Origin of the sequence: Paracerasibacillus soli (assembly GCF_042432965.1) — a bacterium.
Lineage (GTDB): Bacteria > Bacillota > Bacilli > Bacillales > Amphibacillaceae > Paracerasibacillus > Paracerasibacillus soli.
On sequence record NZ_JBHLWL010000022.1, the window covers coordinates 15,291 to 35,313 of the forward strand.

The window sequence follows — 20,023 nt, forward strand, 5'->3', positions numbered from 1 at the left end:
TAAACCTTGACGTTTGTGTCTACAAATGTGAAAGAAAACTTCCTATGATAGAGATAGTTCAACTAGTCCGGTAATAATGACACATTGAAATGCGGTGTTATATATATGATACGCATGAAAGTGAAACTGTCTTATTATCCCTACTGAACACTATCTTATTTTTGGGAGGAAACGATGAGTAGACAAAAACAAGCGCAATTACGAAAAAGTGTTATGCCGTATGCAAAATCAAATACAAAAGCTAGTATTATTCAGCTTATCAACACAATGCTGCCATTTTTCGTGTTATGGTATCTGGCTTATCAAAGCCTAGCTGTGTCCATATGGTTAACGTTAGCACTCGCTGTCGTGGCATCAGGATTTGTCATTCGCATTTTTATTATCTTCCACGACTGTACACATATGTCTTTTTTTAATAATGGTAAAGCAAATCGAATTGTAGGTACAATAACCGGCATCATTACTTTATTTGCATTTGAAAAATGGAAGCGAAATCACGCAATCCATCACGCGACAAGTAGTAATTTGGATAAACGCGGTACAGGAGATGTGTGGGTCATGACGGTAGAGGAGTATATTGGCGCATCATTTTGGCTTAAAATTGCTTACCGGCTTTACCGCAATCCGATTATCATGTTTGGTTTTGGTCCATTGTATTTATTTTTAATCTCGAATCGGTTTAATCGAAAAGGAGCAAGAAGGAAGGAACGATTAAACACGTATCTTATCAATCTTTCTATTATCGTTATTTATGCGTTACTCATTTGGGCAATTGGTTGGCAAGCATTTTTAATTGTGCAAGTACCAATCCTCTTTATATCTGGTTCATTAGGTATTTGGTTATTTTACGTTCAGCATCAATTCGAAGATTCCTATTTTGAAAATGAATCGGAATGGGATTACGTGAAGGCTGCTGTTGATGGTAGTTCTTATTATAAGCTACCTAAAATCATACAATGGTTGACAGGAAATATAGGTTTTCATCATGTGCATCATTTAGCGCCACGTGTTCCAAACTATAATTTGGAAAAAGCCCATGAATCGACACCACCGTTACAAAAGGCTACAACGATTACGTTAGCCTCCAGTTTAAAGTCAATTCGATTTCGATTATATGATGAAGATAACAAAAACTTTATCAGTTTTAAAGAAGTGAAGGAACTCATGAAGAAAAGGAAAACATCCATAAACTTAAAATCAACGAGCATTCAAAAATAATAAAAATCCCTTGGCAAAAGGGTACGGAAGGCAAAACATCGTGTTTTGCCTTTTTTCAAACTTGGGAGTATTACGAAATTCTGGCAAATACTTATCAATCTACGTATACTTAAACAAAACATAAAGAAAAAGGGAGGTTTTCAATTGCGGAATTGGTATCATATATTTCCAAAAAATACAGGATTAAGCTTGTATGCCTGGATTATATTTTGTATCCTTCCTTTTTATTTTATCTTCCGATCATCATCGCCATTAGAAGTTGTGTTTGGAATGATGATGATTGTGCTATTTTTTGTGACTTACCGACTTTCTTTTATTAAAAGAGGATGGACGGTGTACGTATCCGTAGGCATAGAGATGGCAATAAGCATCGGGATGACCCTGTACTTCGGTTACGTTTATTTTTCGTTGTTTTTAGCCTTTTTTATCGGGAATATCCAACATAGGAGTGGCTTTATCACGATATATATTGTTCATCTGGTGACAACTATTGCCGCAGTAACTGCAGGCTTCTTTATTCAAAGCGAGATTTTTGTCACACAGTTACCATTTATTATGATAACTGTAATTGGCGTTATTCTCATTCCAGTTAATTTACATGATCGGAATAAACGCGAGCAATTAGAAAATCAATTGGAGAATGCAAATAAAAAGATTTCACAATTAATAGTGATTGAAGAGCGGGAGCGGATTGCTAGGGATCTACATGATACGTTAGGACAGAAACTATCACTCATTGGATTAAAAAGCGACTTGGCCGGAAAATTATTGGAAAGAAATGTGGATGCGGCTAAAAATGAAATTCAAGATATTCATCAAACTGCAAGAACTGCTTTAAAAGAAGTACGGGATATGGTGTCAGATATGCGGAGTGCGAAATTGGCAGATGAAATCGTTCGTGTTCGTCAAGTGATTAGAGCTGCTGAGATGGACTTTCAATTGATTGGTAATCCAAACTTAAGTGACACTACGCCAATGGTAGAAAATGTGCTAAGTATGTGTTTGAAAGAAGCGGTAACGAATATTGTGAAGCATAGTAATGCGACCGTGTGTCGAGTGGTGATCAAACAAATACCAGATAAAATCATGCTGAACGTTTGTGATAACGGAAAAGGGACATCAGAAAAAATTAATTTATTTTCGGGAAATGGTATCCGTGGAATTAAAGAAAGATTAGAATTTGTTAATGGGAAATTGAAAATTGATGTTGAAAAAGGAACGACACTTCGTATTCAAGTACCGAATGTATTAAAGGGGAATCCACCCTTAACAGGGCAAGCCCCATCAGTAAGGGAGGTAAAAAGGTGATTCGTATTGTAATTGCTGAAGATCAAGGACTGTTACTTGGCGCACTCGGTTCACTGCTCGACTTAGAACCGGATATGAAAGTAGTTGGAAAAGCTAAAAACGGAGAAGAATCATTGGCCCTCGTGAAGCAACACAATCCAGATGTTTGTGTGATGGATATTGAGATGCCGATAAAAAGTGGCTTAGATGCTGCCGAGGAATTGAAGGATCATCCGTGTAAGATTATCATTTTAACGACCTTTGCCCGTGCGGGATATTTCGAGCGCGCACGAAAAGCAAATGTGAGTGGCTATTTGTTAAAGGATAGTCCGAGTGAAGAACTAGCTAACTCTATTCGCGTAATTATGGATGGTCGCCGCGTGTACGCCCCGGAATTAGTAGACTTAGCATACAATGATGAAAATCCATTAACTGAACGTGAAGAACAGGTTATTAAATTAATTGCAGAAGGAAAAAACACAAAGGAAATAGCCAATCAACTTTTCATCACAAATGGAACCGTACGTAATTATGTTTCTGTCATTCTCGATAAATTAGAAGTGAGTAATCGAATTGAAGCAATCTCCCGATTTAAAGAGAAAGGTTGGTTTAGATAGCGTGTATAGCTGCTTTGGTGATAGTTCAGATTCATAATATTAAATCCGAACTGCTTTTTTACCTTCTCAGTAGTTTCGATATTTTAAACGGGTGTTTTGTATTAAAACTATTCGGAAATCTTATAGAAGGATAAGGAAATACCATTAGCGGGATCATGGATTGAAAGCTAAGCAGTCATTACATAAGAAATGTTGCGGGAGTAGTACATTGCGGAGAGCAATTGTTTAATTGACAACTAGCTCTTTGTTTTTCAAAAGGTAATATGCTAAATGAAGTATTGGAATCCTTATTCTTTTTATTTTATAGTCGATTCAGAATATTTGTGTTAGAATTAGATTAGAATGTGTGAAAGAGGTATTGTTACATGAGCGGAATTGTTTATTGTGTGGAGAATATTGTTGTTTCCATGAAGAAACCTCTTTTAGTTTACGAATAAATTTATGTACGAATGGTCGGATGTAATCGAAGGAAAGTCATATTGAATTGTGAGGGGATGAAAGTAAATGGCAACTGTAAAAAATAAAGGACATATTTCGGAATGGATCAAGGCACTTTTCATTGCAATTATATTAACTTTTATTATTCGTACATTTTTCTTTACGCCAGTAATAGTGAATGGTTATTCTATGGAGCCAACTTTACATGAAGAAGAGCGTATAATTGTATCTAAAATAGGTGAACCGAAAAGATTTGATATTATTGTATTTCATGCAACGGATAAAAAGGATTATGTTAAACGTGTAATTGGACTACCAGGTGACCGTGTTGAGTATAAGGATGATATTTTATACATAAATGGAGAACCCTACGAAGAACCGTATTTGGATGAATTTAAACAAAAGGTAATCGATAAACCATTAACTCATTCATTTACATTAGAACAGACTCCAGTTGGAAGTGAAGTAGTCCCAGAAGGCCATCTATTTGTTTTGGGAGATAATAGAAGAGGTAGTGAAGATAGTAGACACATTGGAGCAATCCCAATGGAAAAAGTAGTAGGAACAACACGAATTGTTTACTATCCTTTTAAAGATATGAAAATACTTGGGAAGTAACAAATCGACCTTATGATATTGGCTAACACTACGTTTGTAGTAAAAGAAAAAAGTAATAAATAAATATAATCTTTGGCTTATGGCTCGGTTCCTAATGAACTGAGTTATTTTTTTGTAATAAAATAACACGAAAATGTACCAGGATAATCTATTAGATTGTAATGGTGTTTTATTTTAGGTAGTAGGGATTTTACTGGTGAATTAGAAGCAATGTACTGTGAGGGACTATGCAAAAATTGTTAGCATTGGAGCTAAAATAAGAAGTACAGTAGTTAGAAAGACTGGTTTCCTTATTGTTGCTAAACAAGATATATCATTAGTTGATAAAAGAGGTGAGATTGCAGAAGAAGTAAAAGTTGGGGAATCTATTGAGCAAGGTTATGAGATTGAAATTATAAATGAAAGAAAAGTTTTTTATTGCAATAAATGGTTACAAATTAAGCTGACCGAAACAATAGTCAGAACGGTATCGGCCAGCTCCCATTACGTATGTAATTAAGGATTTAAATTGTTATAAGGACTTCCATCCGGATTTGAACGATAGTGGCCTTTTACTGGTGTCCCATCTGATCTAGGATATGGTTCACCGTAATGTATTCCAGGAGAATCATCCCCGTATTCATCATAAGTTTCATAGCTATCATATTCTTGATCCACACTACTACCATCAAAAATGACACTAAACAAAATAGTAACACCAATGATCCCAATGATAATAATGGGAGTAAAAAACATCCCTGTCATTAATATGGAGTCTTCCTTTTCTTCATGATTTGGAAACAACTTTTTAATACCTTCTACTAAAACATAAATTATTCCGATTATAACTAATCCACCAATAAAAAAGCCAATATACATTAATACTTGTATAATACCATTAAGCATTCTATTGCACCTTTCATTTATATTAAATTTATATAAGATAATTGACCATTAATTATATTACCAAATCTTTCCTGGATTTTCTATAAAATTAAAAATGGTGTGTGATATGGTTGTTCAAATTGCATTAAATTGCGAGAATGCAAAATATGATGTACCAGCCATGCTCAAACAATCTTCCATATTGAAGGATAAACTGAAATTCCAACCATTACCTAATTGAATTATTGTCTTATCCTTTATAAAATAAGTAATTCTAGTAAAATAGAACTATATACTTTATTTTATCTTTTTTGAACAGATGCAGGAGGATGCACCATGTCACAACAACAAACATATTTTTATAAATTTCTAGAACCGTTGTCAAAGGAATTAGCATACGTTGCTAGGGAACTTGAAAATAGTATTTTCACAAGCCCACGGACGATGCTGACACATGCGCGTACATTTATTGAGGCTATTGTTGAGAAGGTATTAGTAATAGAAAAATTACCATTTGAAACGTTCACCTCTTTGGCTGAAAAACTTGATATGCTAGATAACCAAGAATTAATAAGTGATGATGTTCGGAATGCTTTTCACCAAATAAGAATGACTGGAAATAAAGCGGCACATGATGTACGTCAATTTCGTTATTCGGAAGCGCTGCTGTCATGGGAAGCATTACATATGATTGTAAAATGGTATGTCGAAGTGTATGGCCCAATTGATCTAAAAGTACCAGCATACCGTGATCCAGAACCAAGTCAAAACGAAGCCTATGATATGGCGGAGTTACAAGTACGTTTGGAAAACATGGAAAAGCTATTAACAACCTCATTGGAAAATTTCCAGTCAGAGGTGCCTGAACAAAGGGAAGTCGCTGCAACAATAGAAGCGGTGGAAACAGATGATGTTGCGGTAGAAATGCCTGGTATGACAACAATTCGTACAATTTATTATGAGAATGATAAACTAGAAATACCATATTTTCTACGCGATGCATTTTTGCTCCCTCAACGATTTGAAAAGTCAGAGCGGTTCCTAATCCGACTAGGTGGGGAACAGCAAGCCCGTATTATGAGTGAGTTACCAGAAAATCTAGTAGGATTGCACAAATATGTAAAACGATACAATGAGACAAATGATCAAAACTTCTTTTCCGAGTTAAAGGTGTTTATTGAGGAGGAGAAAAAACGTCGGGAAATTTTACTTGAACGACCTGGTGAATTATTTTTCTTTTACAAGGATGATTACATTGTGGTAACGGAAAGATTGTCACAAGTTCCCCTTAGCACGGAGGAATTTACTGGCATACCAAGTTTAATTAGACAATTGAATGAAATCGGCATTGAGTATGTGGGGCAGTTGCCACAGGAGTTGGTTGTCCTTGCGAAATATAAGAATGTAGGGATTGGGACATTGGAGAAGTTGTTTGGGCAGTTGAGGGGGAAGTAGTGCCTTTGAAACACGCTGAGAATCGGCGAAGGGGTTGTCCATTTAACAGGGGCAACCCCGTTCCTATGGGAAAAATAGTTGATTTGCTGTTCATACATATTACGGAGTTTATTGTCATGTTGTAATTGTTTAGTTGCTACATAATTAATTGTTCCCTGTGACTCGGAAAGTTCAATACGCATACCAGGAAATTTTGCGTCAAGTCAATCAATGGTGCTTATTCATTTCGCCTTCTAGATTAATAACTCTTATATCTATATTACTTTCTAAGTCGTTGATTCTAGAACTCCTTCTCTCTTCTAGATTGTTGAAACTCGAATTCATTTTTCCTTCTAAATTATTGATTTGTGCATCCAAGTTAACTTCTATATTGTTGATTTTTGCATCCATTTTACGAAATTCACCCTGTACTAGTTTACTATGCATATTTAATGCGTTTAAAATTTCTTTTAAGTAGTTTTACTCCATTATTTTCCACCCCCATTATATACAATAGCTATTATACAATGATTCAAATTACTGCAAGACGGTAAAAACTCGCTCACTTCAATATATAAGGTCACGCATTTCATTTATCGGCAATTTTCCCAAATCAAAGTAAAATAACTGTTGCTCTTTCTACGTCATCTGTTAAGACAGATGAGTATGAGCGAGTCCTAAATTTATAAGTACTTTTTGGTTGAAATATTTCTCCTGATATAGCTGACGGGATCAATAGATTATTGTAGATTTATTCCGTAATTCCCGTATTTGCTACAATTCCGACCAAACCTACTTCACATATCTCTAACTAATCAATAAAGTAATCCCCAATTCTTTTTCCCAACCATGAATCAATAGTACATTTAGAGCCCTTGGTTTTAGTTCATAGTCACATAGAAACAGTAAGTCGTAACCTTTGGAAATGTAAAAACTACATGAGTAAATTTAAGTAATTGACATGAAGTCAGATGTGTCATGTTTTACAATCTTTTTGAACCGTTATATTTAAAGGAGTGTATGGTAACCTGTTTGGTCAAGCGTGTTAAACATATTAACTACAATTTGTATAGGTGTCAAAATGCTTTCGGAGATGTCAGAATTATTGTAAAATGATATGTGGGTTATAATCCTTAATCAATTCAAAATGTTTGGAGGTTGATATGTATTGGAGCTTATGGAAAAGATAGATAAAAAAGAAGCGAATGACTTTCTTGCCAATTATCTTTTCGGATGCCTAGAAAAAGAAGGTTATATCAAAATAATTTTTTATACAAATGGAAAGATACCTGGTTTCACTAGAAATGTATTGAAGGCACCTTTGCCATTGGTTAAAGGTACTGCAAAAAAAAGATTATGGAAGGTAAATGATGCAATACACTTCCTAGGAATATATGTTAAGGGTTTACTTGAAAAATATAAGGAATTATCGAAGGCGGAGTTTTTCACACAGATTGAAATGGATGAAAATGTTTCAAATGGCCAGAAGTTTACATTGTTTTTCATTATTCATTTCGAAGAATATATGCGTAAAAAGGAGGAAATCAGACAAAATATAATAGCTGGATTACCACCTTTTCAAAATCTTGTAAACGTTACACTTTCTGATAAATTAAAGGCCCATTCAACCATCTATCAAAAAGAAATTAAAAGTAAAATTGATAAAATATTTGATTCATTCTACGAAGATTCGGTAAAGATGAAAAAGAAACCAAATCAAACATTAAAAGAAGTGTTAGAAAACGAAGCCTTACCTAAACCAATTGAAGGATATTATTTAAAAGCATTTTATCAGTTTTTAGATGAATTAAAGGGTTGGAATGTAGAGGAACTTGGCAGTTTAAAGAGTCTTGTAATATTTGATCTTATTAACATTATAAATCGCCGTCAGACAGAGTTTTTTGATAGCGTTGGTGTATTGAAAAAGGATTTTCAGCTTGAGGTAAATAAAGTAAATAATAGATTGGTGAAAACAGTAAAAGAAACCCATAAAAAAGAAGAAAAAATAAAAAAATTGGAGGAAGAGAAGAATGAATTAGTAGATAACAATAATAGTTTACGAAAGGAAATTGAACAGTCACAAAGAACAATTAGGGAGGTAAGATTGGAAAGAGAAAAATATATAGAACTTATGCATAAGAAACAATCGAATATCAAGGAACTGAAAAATCAATTAAATATGGTGACAAGTGCAAAGGATAGAATTTATAAAAAGCTATTTGAAAGTGAAAATATTTGCCTTTTTACAAAGGTAAGAGATGATTCGCTTTTACATTATTTTACACAGGAACAAATAATTTATTTTAAAGATACCGCTGACTTAAAAAATAACATAACCCCAAGGATACAAAGTAAAATTTGCTTTTTGAACCTTGATGGAATTATGATAAGAGATTCGTTTAAATTAGAAGAACAATTTCAACAAAAGGGAATTATTTATCGCATAGTCAGTGGTGGTGTAAATAAAAATATAAGGAGTATTGTCTATTATTTGGAGGGGGAATTACGATATGAAGTTAAAACAACGGATTAATCCTGAAATTGTAAGTAAACTAACTGATGCAATTTTTGTAGGAAGATTAGTAAATGAAGATGATATCACAGGAACCCCAATACCTGGTTCTGTCTATTCCATAGATGGCATTTATGAACATGTTCAATTTCATATAAAATGTTTATCGCCTATACCAGATGAAATATCAAGACTTTTTTCGTACCAAAATAAGATAATTACTGGTAGTACTAGAAGTAAAAATAACTTTCGAAAGTTAAGTGCATGGATGAATTATGATACGCTATATCATTTTGAAGTCCAAGATAAGGTTAGGGATTTTCTAGATGATAAATTAATAGCATTTACATTAAGTGTCGCTAACGAAATGCTGTATGTTGAATTATTACAAATAGAGGATATCGAACCAGCAGATAAGTATTTTATGATTCCAGGTCCAGAACTTAAACTAGATGAAAATAAGGCCGATTTTGAATTAAAGTTAGTTAGTGAGTATAAACCATTTACTCTGAGACACTATCCGAATTTATTTGACCTACCTGAATTTATTTACTGTCAAGGAACATTGTACGAAGTCTTTTTAAATGCTACAAATAATACAACCACATATTTACAACAGGAAATGAAAGAGGTTAAATATCAATCCACAGTGGAAGGTATTTTTTTGAATTATGTTGATATGAGAATTGATGATCGATTGTTTTTTATACAGGCAGATAAGATATTAGATATAAAAGATACCTTTAATTCTTATGGAATAAAGTTAGAAGCAGAAAGTATTATGAAAAAAGTGGAAAACAATGGGGGAGATACGGATAGTAAGGGTGTAATTCCTAAAAAGAATACCCAACATGGAAAGTTTTATAACAAATACTCTAAATCCGAAAATAAATTTTTGGAATATTTACTAGAAAATGCAGCATTTCGTGGATTGTATTTTAATAAAGAAGAATTATACTCCTTTCATACTAGTGTAAAAACAAATTTATTAAGTATAATTGGTGGGATGTCTGGAACTGGAAAGTCCCAATTGGCAAAACTATATGGAGAAACAATGGGGTTAGAATTCGGTCGTCAATTACTAATGATTCCTGTCTCGCCATCATACCATGAGCCAAATGACGTATTGGGTTATTTAAATCCAACTAATGGCGTGTACTATGAAAGTGAAACAGGATTAGTAAGCTTGCTCTTAGATGCTGAGAAAAATCAAGATGAGATATATATGATAATTTTTGATGAAATGAACCTTTCCCAGGTAGAACACTGGTTCAGCCCATTTATTTCATTGTTAGAAATAGAAGAGGAAAACAGATATTTACCGTTATTTAATGATAATAGTTACTGTGTGAATAATAAATATAAATCAAAAGTTAAAATAGGTAATAATATTATATTTGTAGGGACAGTAAATTTTGATGAAACAACGAAGGACTTTTCTGATCGGTTATTAGACAGGACAAATGTTATTACACCATTTAAATTAAGTTTTGCCGAGGCGGCAAACATTATCAATATAGAGAAACATGAATCGGATAAATTAAAGACTTTTAAATTTGATGCTCGTACCTATAGAAATGAATTAATGCAAGATGATAAACATTATTTGACAGTACTTTCAAATGAAGAAATTAATATTCTTGATGAATTACATCAGCTAATTCATCACAACAATAAACAAAAAGGGGTTTCCTTCAGAGTGGCAATAGGAATATCGAAATTTTTAGCAAGTATACCAGTAAATAGAAAAGGGGAGCCGTTGATAAATCGCTCACAAGCTTTTGATATGCAAGTAGCCCAAAGAGTGTTAACAAAAATAAAGGGGTTAGAGTCCTATGTTGAACCACTTGTTGGTATATATAGAAATGGGGAATATAAACCGGGTTCTATCAGTGAATTATTTCAATCGGAAGCATCACAAAAAGTATCATCATTTGAACGATCCTTACAATTATTAAATAGTAAAGCAAAAGAGTTGATGTTATATGGTTATGCAAATTAAATTTCAAGATTCGTATACTACTAGGGTGGATAGTGGGATAACTTTGCCGTTTCAATTAAGTCTTATTGTAGGAGAAGGATATAATGAAAAAGAAATTGAAATTACTAATCTAACAACATCTATTTACCGAATACCACAATTTATGTATGAAATCCAAGAATTAAAAAATTTAATGATGAAAATTGACGGAGATATGACCGAACAGGTAGACGTTGTCTGGGGGACTGTTAAAGTAGATGAAGAAGATGAAACTGCATTTGCATGTAAATTTGACAAGAATCATCTTGAAAAACGTTTATTTCCTTTACGTAATGAACTGTATCCATGGCGATGTGGAACCTATCACTTTGAGGTAATCTATAAAGGTAAATGTTATTATGGTGGATTTAAAATTGTTCCAAAAAATGTAGATAGTAAACAATTTGCTAAAATACACGAGTTAATAAATAAGGAACTAGAAGGACTTACAATTGATTATGTTAGTAAAAAACAAATGTATGGAAATTTATCAGATATTGAAGAAAGTAGTTATTGGCAATATATTCGATGGTATTTTGAAAACGAAAGAATGTTGCATCATGCACTACAGATGATTGAAAAGAATACCCAAAATGAGCTATCAAAAAGATATGTAATAGATAAACAGCCAAAGCAAGTAGATGAAAGAATCGTCAAATGGCAAAATTCAGCTAAGGGACAAGTAGTAAGGGAGATGAAGTTTTTAAATAAGAATCTATTTTTACAATGGGATACGCATTCTAATAGGGTTGTGAAATATCGTGTTTTTCTATTGTCAAACAAGTTAAAAGTGATATTGAAATTAGTTACTAAAATAGGTCAAGAGTATGAAAGAGAAAAGAAACAGTCAGAACGTGATATAAGGGAATTAGAGTATACCCATAAACAACTTTTAGAAAATCGTTTTATTACGGACAGGGAGAAAAGTAGAATTGGTAATGCATTAAAAGTAAAAAAGCTAGAATTTAAAAAGCTTGAGGATAAGTTCGTTCGGGCTACTAATGAACTTCATAAATTGATAAAAAGTAGAGCAACTTTAAATAATGTGATGAATAATACTTTTTGGTCTAAAATAAGTGATAAAATGCCTCATTTGATTGTATTGGGTAAACATGTTGGGTATCAAATTTTTAATAAATTATGGATAGAATCTAACGAAATATCTGTTGAAGACGGGAGTAGAATCGTTTCGCTCCCTGTGTATAAGCCGACATATGAGTTGTACGAGTACTACGTCTATTTTGGTGCAATCCATGCGTTAGAGACGCTAGAATTTAAGGCTTATAATGATTCTTTATGGAACCAATTAACACAATCATTTTTTGAATATGGCTTAAAAGATGGTACGAAAGTAACGCTATCTAAGGATCATTTAAGAGTAGACATTACGTATGATGAATTGATTGAACATGATTCGGATATTGCTTTAGACAAGGACAAACATTTTTATAGTGCTGGTATAAACCGTAAACCTGATATTCGAATAGACCTGTATGAGATGGAAGAGCAAGGCTGGAAATATACCTCTTCTTTTATCATTGAAGTTAAATATAGTCCTTTTTATAATATATACTCCAAACAGGGTAGAACACGTGCATTGGAACAACTGTCGGAGTATTGGAGAATTAAATATGTATATAAGGAAGGACATTATGAACATAAAGCTATTCACAAGGTAATTTGTATCTATCCTGGAACAAATAACCGATCAATTAAATTTAATAGCGAGCATGGGATTTTCCTTCAGTTTTATCCAAATGCAGATTCAGATGATAATTATGATATAGTGGGAAAGAAAGAATTAATAAAAATGCTCAAATACTGGATTATAGGTAACTAGATTAGTTAAATGAGGCTATAAATTTTTAAAAAGTACAAAATGCTGTAACTGAACTCCATTTTTGTAAGGTATCCTGTTTTAAAAATATGGCCTTTACTTGTGTGAGAAGGTAATTTTACAGGAGGGAGATTAGGGTGAGAAGCCGAAGTCCTTGTTCCAAGATTGAGAGATGTTGAACCTAATCCTTAACTTACTCAGTCGAAAATATATAATTAGTAATTTTGGATGGTGAATCTATTGTCTAATTATCAAGTTAACAATACAAACATAAATGCTTTAATAAGCTGGATAGAGCAAGATTTAGTAGCAATACCCGAAATACAGCGACCATTTGTTTGGAAACCTTCCAAAGTCAGGGACTTACTAGATTCTCTGTATAATGATTATCCTGTTGGCTATATAATTACATGGCAAAACCCTGATGCACGTCTTAAAGATGGAACCATTTCACATGGCAAAAGAATTTTGATAGATGGTCAGCAACGTGTGACCGCGATAATGGCTGCAATTACAGGTGAGGAAATAGTTACAAAAGATTATAGTAAAAGAAAAATCAATATTGCGTTTAACCCAATTGAAGAAACCTTTGAAGTACAAAATCCAGCTATCTTAAAGGATAAAAAATGGATACCAGATATTTCTAAGGTATTTGAACAAGGATTTGATACTTTTGGATTTATCAATCAATATTGTCAACAAAATCCGGAAATTACTAACAATAAGTTAAACGAGGTACTTCAACAGTTAACAAGTATCAGATATAGTTCCATAGGTGTTATTGAGTTAGCGCACACTTTGGATATTGAAGTTGTAACGGAGATATTTATTCGGATAAATTCTGCCGGAGTTAACTTAAGCCAAGCAGATTTTGCTATGTCTAAGATTTCTGTCAATGACGTATATGGTGGCCCTCTCATACGTAAGACAGTGGATTACTTTTGCCATTTAATTAAAAGTCCTTCAGTTTATGACAATATTATTCAAAACGACAAGGATTTTGCCGAAACTGATGATTTCAAGAAAATTAAGTGGTTAAAGGATTATAATACCAATATTTATGAACCAAGTTACTCTGATTTATTACGTGTAGCGTTTTCATTTAAATTTCTCCGTGGAAGGTTATCGAATTTAGTCAGCCTATTGTCAGGAAGAGATTTTGAAACAAGAGAGTATAAAGAGGAAATAATTGAGGACTCTTTCAAAAGTTTGCATGATGGTGTATTAAAGTTTATCAATGAAACTAACTTTAAACGATTTATTATGATTTTAAAATCGGCAGGGGTTATTAATGCTAAACTAGTTCGATCGCAGAATGCTTTAAACTTTGCTTACGCATTATATTTATTATTACGAGAAAAAAATGTGCAGGATTCTATTATAAATCAGGTAGTCAGAAAATGGCTTGTAGCTTCAATATTAACGGAAAGATACTCAGGGTCTCCAGAGTCTATGTTTGATTTTGATATAAAACGTTTTGAAGCACATGAGAATCCCATGGAATATGTTGAGAAAATGGAAGCAGGTGAGTTGTCTGATGCTTATTGGGAGAATATTCTACCTGCTAATTTAGAAACATCGGTGACAAGTAGCCCTTATTTCAATTTGTTTGTTATGTCCCAGATTTATGATAAAGATAATGCTTTTCTTTCAAAATCAATTACAGTGCAGCAGCTAATTGAGGAAAGAGGGGACGTTCATCACGTTTTTCCCAAAAAGTATTTGCAAACTAGTGGTTACAATAACAGGAGACAATATAACCAAATAGCAAACTATGCTTACACAGAACAGGTTGTAAATTTAGCCGTGAAAGCACAATCTCCGAAAGAATATATGGAAAAGGTTAAATCTCAAATTAAGGGGGAACAAATTAAGATAGGTGAAATTGATAAATGGGAGGACCTACAGCAGAATCTCAAAATGAATTGTATTCCACAATCCATATTTGAAGTAGCCGCAGATAATTATCAAAAGTTTTTGGATGTGAGAAGAACTCTTATGGCCAAGAAGATTCGTAATTACTATAGCAGATTATAGGAATTCTTAAGAGACAGGGGATTAGGGCCCTGAGTTGTGGGTAAGAATGTGGACGATAAACATTGAATCCCCTGTCTCTAAATATATTAAAAAAGTAGCAGAATGTTAATAAATATTTAATAGGATGTAGAGAAAGGGGGAGGAATAGATGGAATTTAAGGATTTCCTAATCAAGGAATTCGGATTGAGTGAAAAATCGGCTACTGATTATGTTGGCCGGTTTAATGGTTTAGTTAAAAGGGGAATTTATAATGGGGAACAAGCAATTACCCCTAGAATAAGGAAGGAAATAGAAAGTGAATTCCCTAATTCAAAAAAACATTATATTCTTGCATTTGAAAGGTATGTAAAATATAAACAGAATACATGATAGGCAAAGCGATGAACATCTGCGCGATGTTTTTCATTAGTTTGTATAAATCGCTCAGTTGATGATTTATAACTTGAAATGAATTGATTACGAAAACTAAAATATCGGAAAAAAGATATACTAAAGGGTTGTTTATTCAATAACGCCAACCCCTAACAAAACAATTGAATATTAAACTATGATGAGGATAGGCTTATACTTCTTGTTCGTAGATAGTACGGAGTTTCTGTTCGTGTTGTAGTGTTTTGCTGGCTACATAATCAATTGTTTCTTGTGATTCAGAAAGTTCAACACGCATTCCGGAAAATTTTGCGTCAAGTCGATTGAATCCTTTATCCATCTTATTCTCCATATTGTCAACTTTACTTTCTAAGCTATTTACTTTATTTTCCAAACTGTTTACTTTTCCTTCCAGGTTGTCAACTTTGTTTTCTAAGCTGTTTACTCTTTTTTCGAGTCTTTGTACTTTGTTTTCTAAGCTATCCACTTTCTTATCTAATCCGCGAATATCTTCTCGTATTTGCTTACCATGCATATTTAATGCATCCATAATTTGGTTCAACATTGTTTGTTCCATTTTAACACCACCTCCATGCTCCTAATTATACATTGATACTAATATCTTTCAAGGAGGTAAAATTCTCCCAACTATATATAAAAAGTCTTTTTCCCTCTTGCTTATATGATATAATTTAAAATTTCTTTATCCCAAACATATATCAATATATTTTTTATAGCGAAAAACTAATTTTGGCTATTACTCCAATGTTTTACTGCAAAAGAAATCAATTCTGAATCATTTCCCCCTTAAAATTGAAAGTAATTAATTAGTACCATATACCCATATTCATCTGGTAAAATAGATTCATATATAATCGTTTACAATCACTATAATAAATAACAACATTTACACGGGGGCACACAAGATGACTACATACTGGAATTTCCCTGCAACCATTGGCGGAAATATTAATTCGATTAACCATGCAGGGTTAGAGACATTTAGAGGAAATGCATTAGAATCACTTACGAGAGAGATTTGTCAAAACTCCTTAGATGCAGTTCGCGATAAAACGAAACCTGTCATTGTTGAGTTTAAAGGTTTTACTACTCATACAAATAACTTTCCTAACCATAAGGAATTATTAAATGTTTTCCGTGATTGCCGAGTAACATGGCAAGGGCGGAATAAACAGAGTGAAGATTTTATTGAAGATGCAGTACAGATCTTACAAAAAGATAAAATGCAATTTTTGCGTATTAGCGATTTTAATACGAAAGGTCTGGAAGGCGCAAAAGATGCGGAACTTGGATCAGCTTGGTCATCTTTGGTGAAAGAGGCGGGTTCCTCTAACAAGGATGAAAGCTCTGGTGGAAGCTTTGGAATTGGGAAATCAGCGCCATTTTTAAATTCCAAGTTACGGACCATTTTTTACTCTTCTTTTGATACGACAGGCTATGAATCACATATTGGCGTTGCAAATATATTGTCCTATCAGAAACCTGATAACCGGGTGACGACTGGGACTGGCTTTTATACAAATAGTGAATATTCTACTGCAATTTATGGACAATTACCGCTTGACCCAAGTTTTACTAGAACTGAAACAGGAACAGATATTTATATAACTGCTTTTGAACCTGTACAAGATTGGCAAGAAGAGATAAAGAAATCAGTCCTGTTAAACTTTTTCATGACGGTGTTTCAGCATAAATTAATTGTAAGAATAAATGATTTAGAGATTAATAGTGACAACATTGCGGAACTAATTGAAGCCCTGGATGATACAGAAGATAACCGGGTATTAAAAAATTACTTTTCCTTATTAACATCACCCCAGACAATACAAATTTCATATCCTGCACAGAAATATAAGGATATTACATTTAAAGAGGGAGAAGCTGTACTTTATTTACTAAATGGTGAAGATTTAAATCGTCGTGTACTGATGACCCGAAAAACGGGAATGCGTATTTACGAGCAAAATCGCATCAGTGGGAGTATTTCATTTACTGGGTTATTAACGATTACTGGTACAAATATGAACAATATATTCAAACAAATGGAAAACCCAGCACATAATGAATGGTCACCGGAGCGGTTTGAAAAAGACCCAAGACTAGCTAAAAAGATTTTTGCTGATTTACGCAAGTTTATGAGGGAAGCTGTTCGAAATCAATTTCAAGAAAAAATTGATGATGAAATGGATGCTGTTGGTTTGAGCGACTTTTTACCAAATAAAAATTTAATTTCTGAAGGAGAAATTAACAAGCGAGAATCACTCCAAACGAAAATTAAGACGCTTATTCGTAAAGAAAAAGTTGAAGAACCGAAACAACCAAAACGGCGTAATACGCGTCAGCTAGATACTGACATGGAAGAAATCGAAAAGCAATTAGCTGGAGAATTTGGTATTACACCAACTGGTGACAAGGGTGGTCATGGTACCGGTACACATGAAGGTGGCGGCAATCAGGGTGGTGGACTAACGGAACCTGATGGAGTGAACGAGCTAGACCGTAATAAACAAGGTGATTTGGATATGAGGGAAAAACGTAAACCAAGTAAACATCCGATACCAATCAAACAACGATACGTTTGTGTAAATAAAGAAATCGGTGCTTATCGCATATTCATCCAGCCAGAAAAGACTGTAGCCAGTGCCCGACTTGCCTTTCGCGTAATGGGAGAACAAAGTGATTATGATTTACCGATAAAATCAGCGGACACAAACGATTCCCGAGTAACAGTTGATAAGGTGAATGCTAATAATGTTTATGTCCATTCTGTACGGAAAAACAAGCCCTTCGTATTAAATGTATGTATCAACTATTCTGATTATTGTGTAATGGGGGTAACACTTTATGAAAATTAATGCATCGTACCCATATCCAGTTTTATATATGAATAATGATGATTATGTTAATTCATCTTTTGAAACGAGAATTGGAGTGGAAGAAACATTTGGGGAGGTTAAGTTTTCCGCTAAGTTTGACCTTTCCAATGTAGGTATGAAGAGATTGATTGAATCAGGGCAATGCGCATATGCACTTCACATTGAATGCGGACGCACAAGTTACCGTCAAGTATACGAGTCTTTTAAGGAAACTATGGAAGTAAGCATAAAAGATGAGAATCTACGTGGAAAAGTAACTATTCATTCGTTTGTCGTTGCGAAAGTTAAAATTGAAAATTATACGAATTACCAACTAAATGACTGGTTTAAAGACATACCGATTACGTTTGAAAAAGGGAATATGTTGGCAATAGGTAATGCTATTGAAGTGACGCTATTTGAAGATAATATGGAAATGTTAAATTTACCATCTATTATTAATATAACGAAATCAGAAAAAAAGGAATTTATGGAAGTAGAACTGAACGCCGATTTCATTATGATTTCTTTGCCTGCTTATGAATATGATCGGTATGCGACTAATGCAAATTCGCGCTTGAAAAATACAATTATTTCTGCGGTTATTTTACCTAGTTTGGTACACGTTTTTACAGAAATGTATCAAAGCAATGATTATGTTGACTATACATGGTATCAAGTGTTAGAAAAAATATTCGCTGATAATAATGTGTCGATTCATGATGTCGGTAGCGATACTTTACCTGCATTAAAGGCCGCACAGATGATATTACGCAAGCCTTTAAAAACAAGTTTTAATGAGATAGAAAAGTTTAATCAAATGGAGGATTAATATGAAATTAACTTTCTTATCCGATGAAACACTACAAGATTTACGTACGAATTATGAGGAATACAAAGAACATTATTATACGAAAGATGATGCATGGTTTAATGATTATTTGAGTTTAAATGGTAGAGTGTTAGAATCAAAAGTTGATTTTCAAGTTCCGGAAATGAATATGAGTGACGATTTTCTAGTGAGCGATGCGGAAAATGTAAAGAATTTATATGAGGCTCTGCGGCATTTAAACCTTTCACAAGCTACAGACGAGCGAATTTGGGCCGGTCTTGCTCATTTACAGTTACGAGATTATGCTTTTCATCGCTTAAAAAAAGAAAGAGAAGCCCATAATGATAAACGTATTAATACAGGCTATTTTTTGAAGGCTGGTGGCATGAAACGATCATTATTTGTGCATATTCTAGCTCGGCTATGGTGGGTTGGGCATATGACATATGATGAAACGAATAAAGAAAATCCATTTTGGTTAACAGAGTTCTTCTGTGAAGCAGACTTTTCTGCACGTTCTGTCGTATTTTTCTCAAGTAATTTTACATCAAACCGTGCAATAACAAGGGGAATACTACGAGCACTCGTAAGTTGGAAACAAAAAGGTAACACTATTAAACGAGATCATTTCGTACAAGCGACGAAATACTTGAATGTTGTTGGTGGAGCGATGATATTGGATACACTGACGATGGAAGAAGTGGAGAAAATGGTGGGGGAACGTTTGGAGCAGGTGTTTGGGATAGTGGAAACGCTAAATGTATAATAAGTACCTTATGTAAGAGGCCGCATCGGAATAGAGATAAACGATGCGGCTTCTATTGTTTTCAATTGAAATAGGAGTTTTTTATTAAAATTAAGCTATAAAATAATGATTTGAATTTGGAGAGCTAGCTGATACAACCACCATAAGCAATACCGTATAAACCAGCTTGACAGGTTACAAGCTACACGTTATATTGAATTGAAGGAATTGATTAAATATTTGCCTTAAGGCGGGATTGTCTTGAAAAGCTTAGAATTTCTGTGTTTTATTAGAAACGGATTTATTTGTTCTCTCATT

Annotated in this window: 17 protein-coding genes; 14 read left to right on the forward strand and 3 right to left on the reverse strand. The window is 33.6% G+C overall.

All coding sequences use genetic code 11. The features are described from left to right. Positions 1–174: 174 nt before the first annotated feature. The 5 genes from desA (at position 175) to ACFFIS_RS06770 (ending at position 4,677) form a co-directional block, all read left to right on the forward strand. The gene (gene desA / locus ACFFIS_RS06750) at positions 175–1,218 is read left to right on the forward strand and encodes a Delta(5) desaturase DesA (protein ID WP_320378446.1); all 1,044 of its coding nucleotides are present in this window, start codon (positions 175–177) and stop codon (positions 1,216–1,218) included. 144 nt (positions 1,219–1,362) lie between these two features. Further along, positions 1,363–2,526: a histidine kinase gene (locus ACFFIS_RS06755; RefSeq protein WP_390186723.1), complete on the forward strand. Its 1,164-nt coding sequence runs from the start codon at positions 1,363–1,365 to the stop codon at positions 2,524–2,526. After that, the gene (locus ACFFIS_RS06760; protein ID WP_390186725.1) at positions 2,523–3,122 is read left to right on the forward strand and encodes a response regulator; all 600 of its coding nucleotides are present in this window, start codon (positions 2,523–2,525) and stop codon (positions 3,120–3,122) included. Before ACFFIS_RS06755 ends, ACFFIS_RS06760 begins: the two co-directional genes overlap by 4 nt. A gap of 504 nt (positions 3,123–3,626) precedes the next feature. Further along, positions 3,627–4,178 carry a signal peptidase I gene (gene lepB, locus ACFFIS_RS06765; RefSeq protein WP_320378447.1) on the forward strand — a complete coding sequence of 184 codons (552 nt, stop codon included), beginning with the start codon at positions 3,627–3,629 and terminating at the stop codon, positions 4,176–4,178. Between the two features lie 217 nt (positions 4,179–4,395). After that, complete coding sequence (locus ACFFIS_RS06770) at positions 4,396–4,677, forward strand: BRCT domain-containing protein (RefSeq protein WP_320378448.1); 282 nt, start codon at positions 4,396–4,398, stop codon at positions 4,675–4,677. Here the strand turns inward: ACFFIS_RS06770 and ACFFIS_RS06775 are convergent. Beyond that, a complete protein-coding gene (locus tag ACFFIS_RS06775; protein WP_320378449.1) occupies positions 4,674–5,063 on the reverse strand; it encodes a hypothetical protein in 390 nt (129 codons plus the stop codon). The genes ACFFIS_RS06770 and ACFFIS_RS06775 overlap by 4 nt on opposite strands. A 315-nt stretch (positions 5,064–5,378) precedes the next feature. On the opposite strand from ACFFIS_RS06775, the gene ACFFIS_RS06780 reads away from it, so the two are divergent. Further along, complete coding sequence (locus tag ACFFIS_RS06780) at positions 5,379–6,497, forward strand: DUF4145 domain-containing protein (RefSeq protein WP_390186728.1); 1,119 nt, start codon at positions 5,379–5,381, stop codon at positions 6,495–6,497. Between the two features lie 207 nt (positions 6,498–6,704). Here the strand turns inward: ACFFIS_RS06780 and ACFFIS_RS06785 are convergent, their stop codons facing one another. Continuing rightward, positions 6,705–6,887 carry a hypothetical protein gene (locus ACFFIS_RS06785; protein ID WP_320378452.1) on the reverse strand — a complete coding sequence of 61 codons (183 nt, stop codon included), beginning with the start codon at positions 6,885–6,887 and terminating at the stop codon, positions 6,705–6,707. Positions 6,888–7,644: 757 nt separating this feature from the next. Between ACFFIS_RS06785 and ACFFIS_RS06790 the strand changes: the two genes are divergently transcribed. From ACFFIS_RS06790 to ACFFIS_RS06810, 5 genes are all read left to right on the forward strand, one after another. Next, the gene (locus tag ACFFIS_RS06790; protein ID WP_320378453.1) at positions 7,645–9,009 is read left to right on the forward strand and encodes a hypothetical protein; all 1,365 of its coding nucleotides are present in this window, start codon (positions 7,645–7,647) and stop codon (positions 9,007–9,009) included. Further along, positions 8,987–10,990 (forward strand): McrB family protein, encoded by a 2,004-nt coding sequence (locus tag ACFFIS_RS06795; protein WP_390186732.1) that lies wholly within the window; start codon positions 8,987–8,989, stop codon positions 10,988–10,990. Before ACFFIS_RS06790 ends, ACFFIS_RS06795 begins: the two co-directional genes overlap by 23 nt. Next, on the forward strand, positions 10,974–12,848 hold the full coding sequence (locus ACFFIS_RS06800) for a hypothetical protein (protein ID WP_390186734.1): 1,875 nt from the start codon (positions 10,974–10,976) through the stop codon (positions 12,846–12,848). The genes ACFFIS_RS06795 and ACFFIS_RS06800 overlap by 17 nt, the downstream gene beginning before the upstream one ends. Before the next feature lie 237 nt (positions 12,849–13,085). Continuing rightward, positions 13,086–14,882, forward strand: a complete 1,797-nt coding sequence (locus ACFFIS_RS06805) for a GmrSD restriction endonuclease domain-containing protein (RefSeq protein ID WP_390186736.1) — start codon at positions 13,086–13,088, stop codon at positions 14,880–14,882. Positions 14,883–15,030: 148 nt separating this feature from the next. Beyond that, positions 15,031–15,252 (forward strand): hypothetical protein, encoded by a 222-nt coding sequence (locus ACFFIS_RS06810; RefSeq protein ID WP_320378461.1) that lies wholly within the window; start codon positions 15,031–15,033, stop codon positions 15,250–15,252. Positions 15,253–15,445: 193 nt separating this feature from the next. On the opposite strand, the gene ACFFIS_RS06815 is transcribed toward ACFFIS_RS06810, so the two are convergent. Beyond that, complete coding sequence (locus ACFFIS_RS06815) at positions 15,446–15,829, reverse strand: DUF7310 family coiled-coil domain-containing protein (RefSeq protein ID WP_390186737.1); 384 nt, start codon at positions 15,827–15,829, stop codon at positions 15,446–15,448. Positions 15,830–16,178: 349 nt separating this feature from the next. On the opposite strand from ACFFIS_RS06815, the gene ACFFIS_RS06820 reads away from it, so the two are divergent. From ACFFIS_RS06820 to ACFFIS_RS06830, 3 genes are read left to right on the forward strand one after another with little or no spacing between them, the layout of a single operon-like run. Then, complete coding sequence (locus ACFFIS_RS06820) at positions 16,179–18,128, forward strand: hypothetical protein (RefSeq protein WP_390186738.1); 1,950 nt, start codon at positions 16,179–16,181, stop codon at positions 18,126–18,128. Further along, a complete protein-coding gene (locus ACFFIS_RS06825) occupies positions 18,118–18,960 on the forward strand; it encodes a hypothetical protein (protein ID WP_320378465.1) in 843 nt (280 codons plus the stop codon). Before ACFFIS_RS06820 ends, ACFFIS_RS06825 begins: the two co-directional genes overlap by 11 nt. Before the next feature lies 1 nt (position 18,961). Then, positions 18,962–19,726 carry a DUF6339 family protein gene (locus ACFFIS_RS06830; RefSeq protein ID WP_390186739.1) on the forward strand — a complete coding sequence of 255 codons (765 nt, stop codon included), beginning with the start codon at positions 18,962–18,964 and terminating at the stop codon, positions 19,724–19,726. The last annotated feature ends 297 nt before the right edge of the window (positions 19,727–20,023 follow it).

Coding starts and splice junctions, on each gene's coding strand:
- ACFFIS_RS06785 (WP_320378452.1), bottom strand. CDS start 6,887: ATGGATGCAAAAATCAACAATATAGAAGTTAACTTGGATGCACAAATC.
- ACFFIS_RS06830 (WP_390186739.1), top strand. CDS start 18,962: ATGAAATTAACTTTCTTATCCGATGAAACACTACAAGATTTACGTACG.
- ACFFIS_RS06800 (WP_390186734.1), top strand. CDS start 10,974: ATGGTTATGCAAATTAAATTTCAAGATTCGTATACTACTAGGGTGGAT.
- desA (WP_320378446.1), top strand. CDS start 175: ATGAGTAGACAAAAACAAGCGCAATTACGAAAAAGTGTTATGCCGTAT.
- lepB (WP_320378447.1), top strand. CDS start 3,627: ATGGCAACTGTAAAAAATAAAGGACATATTTCGGAATGGATCAAGGCA.
- ACFFIS_RS06810 (WP_320378461.1), top strand. CDS start 15,031: ATGGAATTTAAGGATTTCCTAATCAAGGAATTCGGATTGAGTGAAAAA.
- ACFFIS_RS06775 (WP_320378449.1), bottom strand. CDS start 5,063: ATGCTTAATGGTATTATACAAGTATTAATGTATATTGGCTTTTTTATT.
- ACFFIS_RS06825 (WP_320378465.1), top strand. CDS start 18,118: ATGAAAATTAATGCATCGTACCCATATCCAGTTTTATATATGAATAAT.
- ACFFIS_RS06815 (WP_390186737.1), bottom strand. CDS start 15,829: ATGGAACAAACAATGTTGAACCAAATTATGGATGCATTAAATATGCAT.
- ACFFIS_RS06780 (WP_390186728.1), top strand. CDS start 5,379: ATGTCACAACAACAAACATATTTTTATAAATTTCTAGAACCGTTGTCA.
- ACFFIS_RS06795 (WP_390186732.1), top strand. CDS start 8,987: ATGAAGTTAAAACAACGGATTAATCCTGAAATTGTAAGTAAACTAACT.
- ACFFIS_RS06820 (WP_390186738.1), top strand. CDS start 16,179: ATGACTACATACTGGAATTTCCCTGCAACCATTGGCGGAAATATTAAT.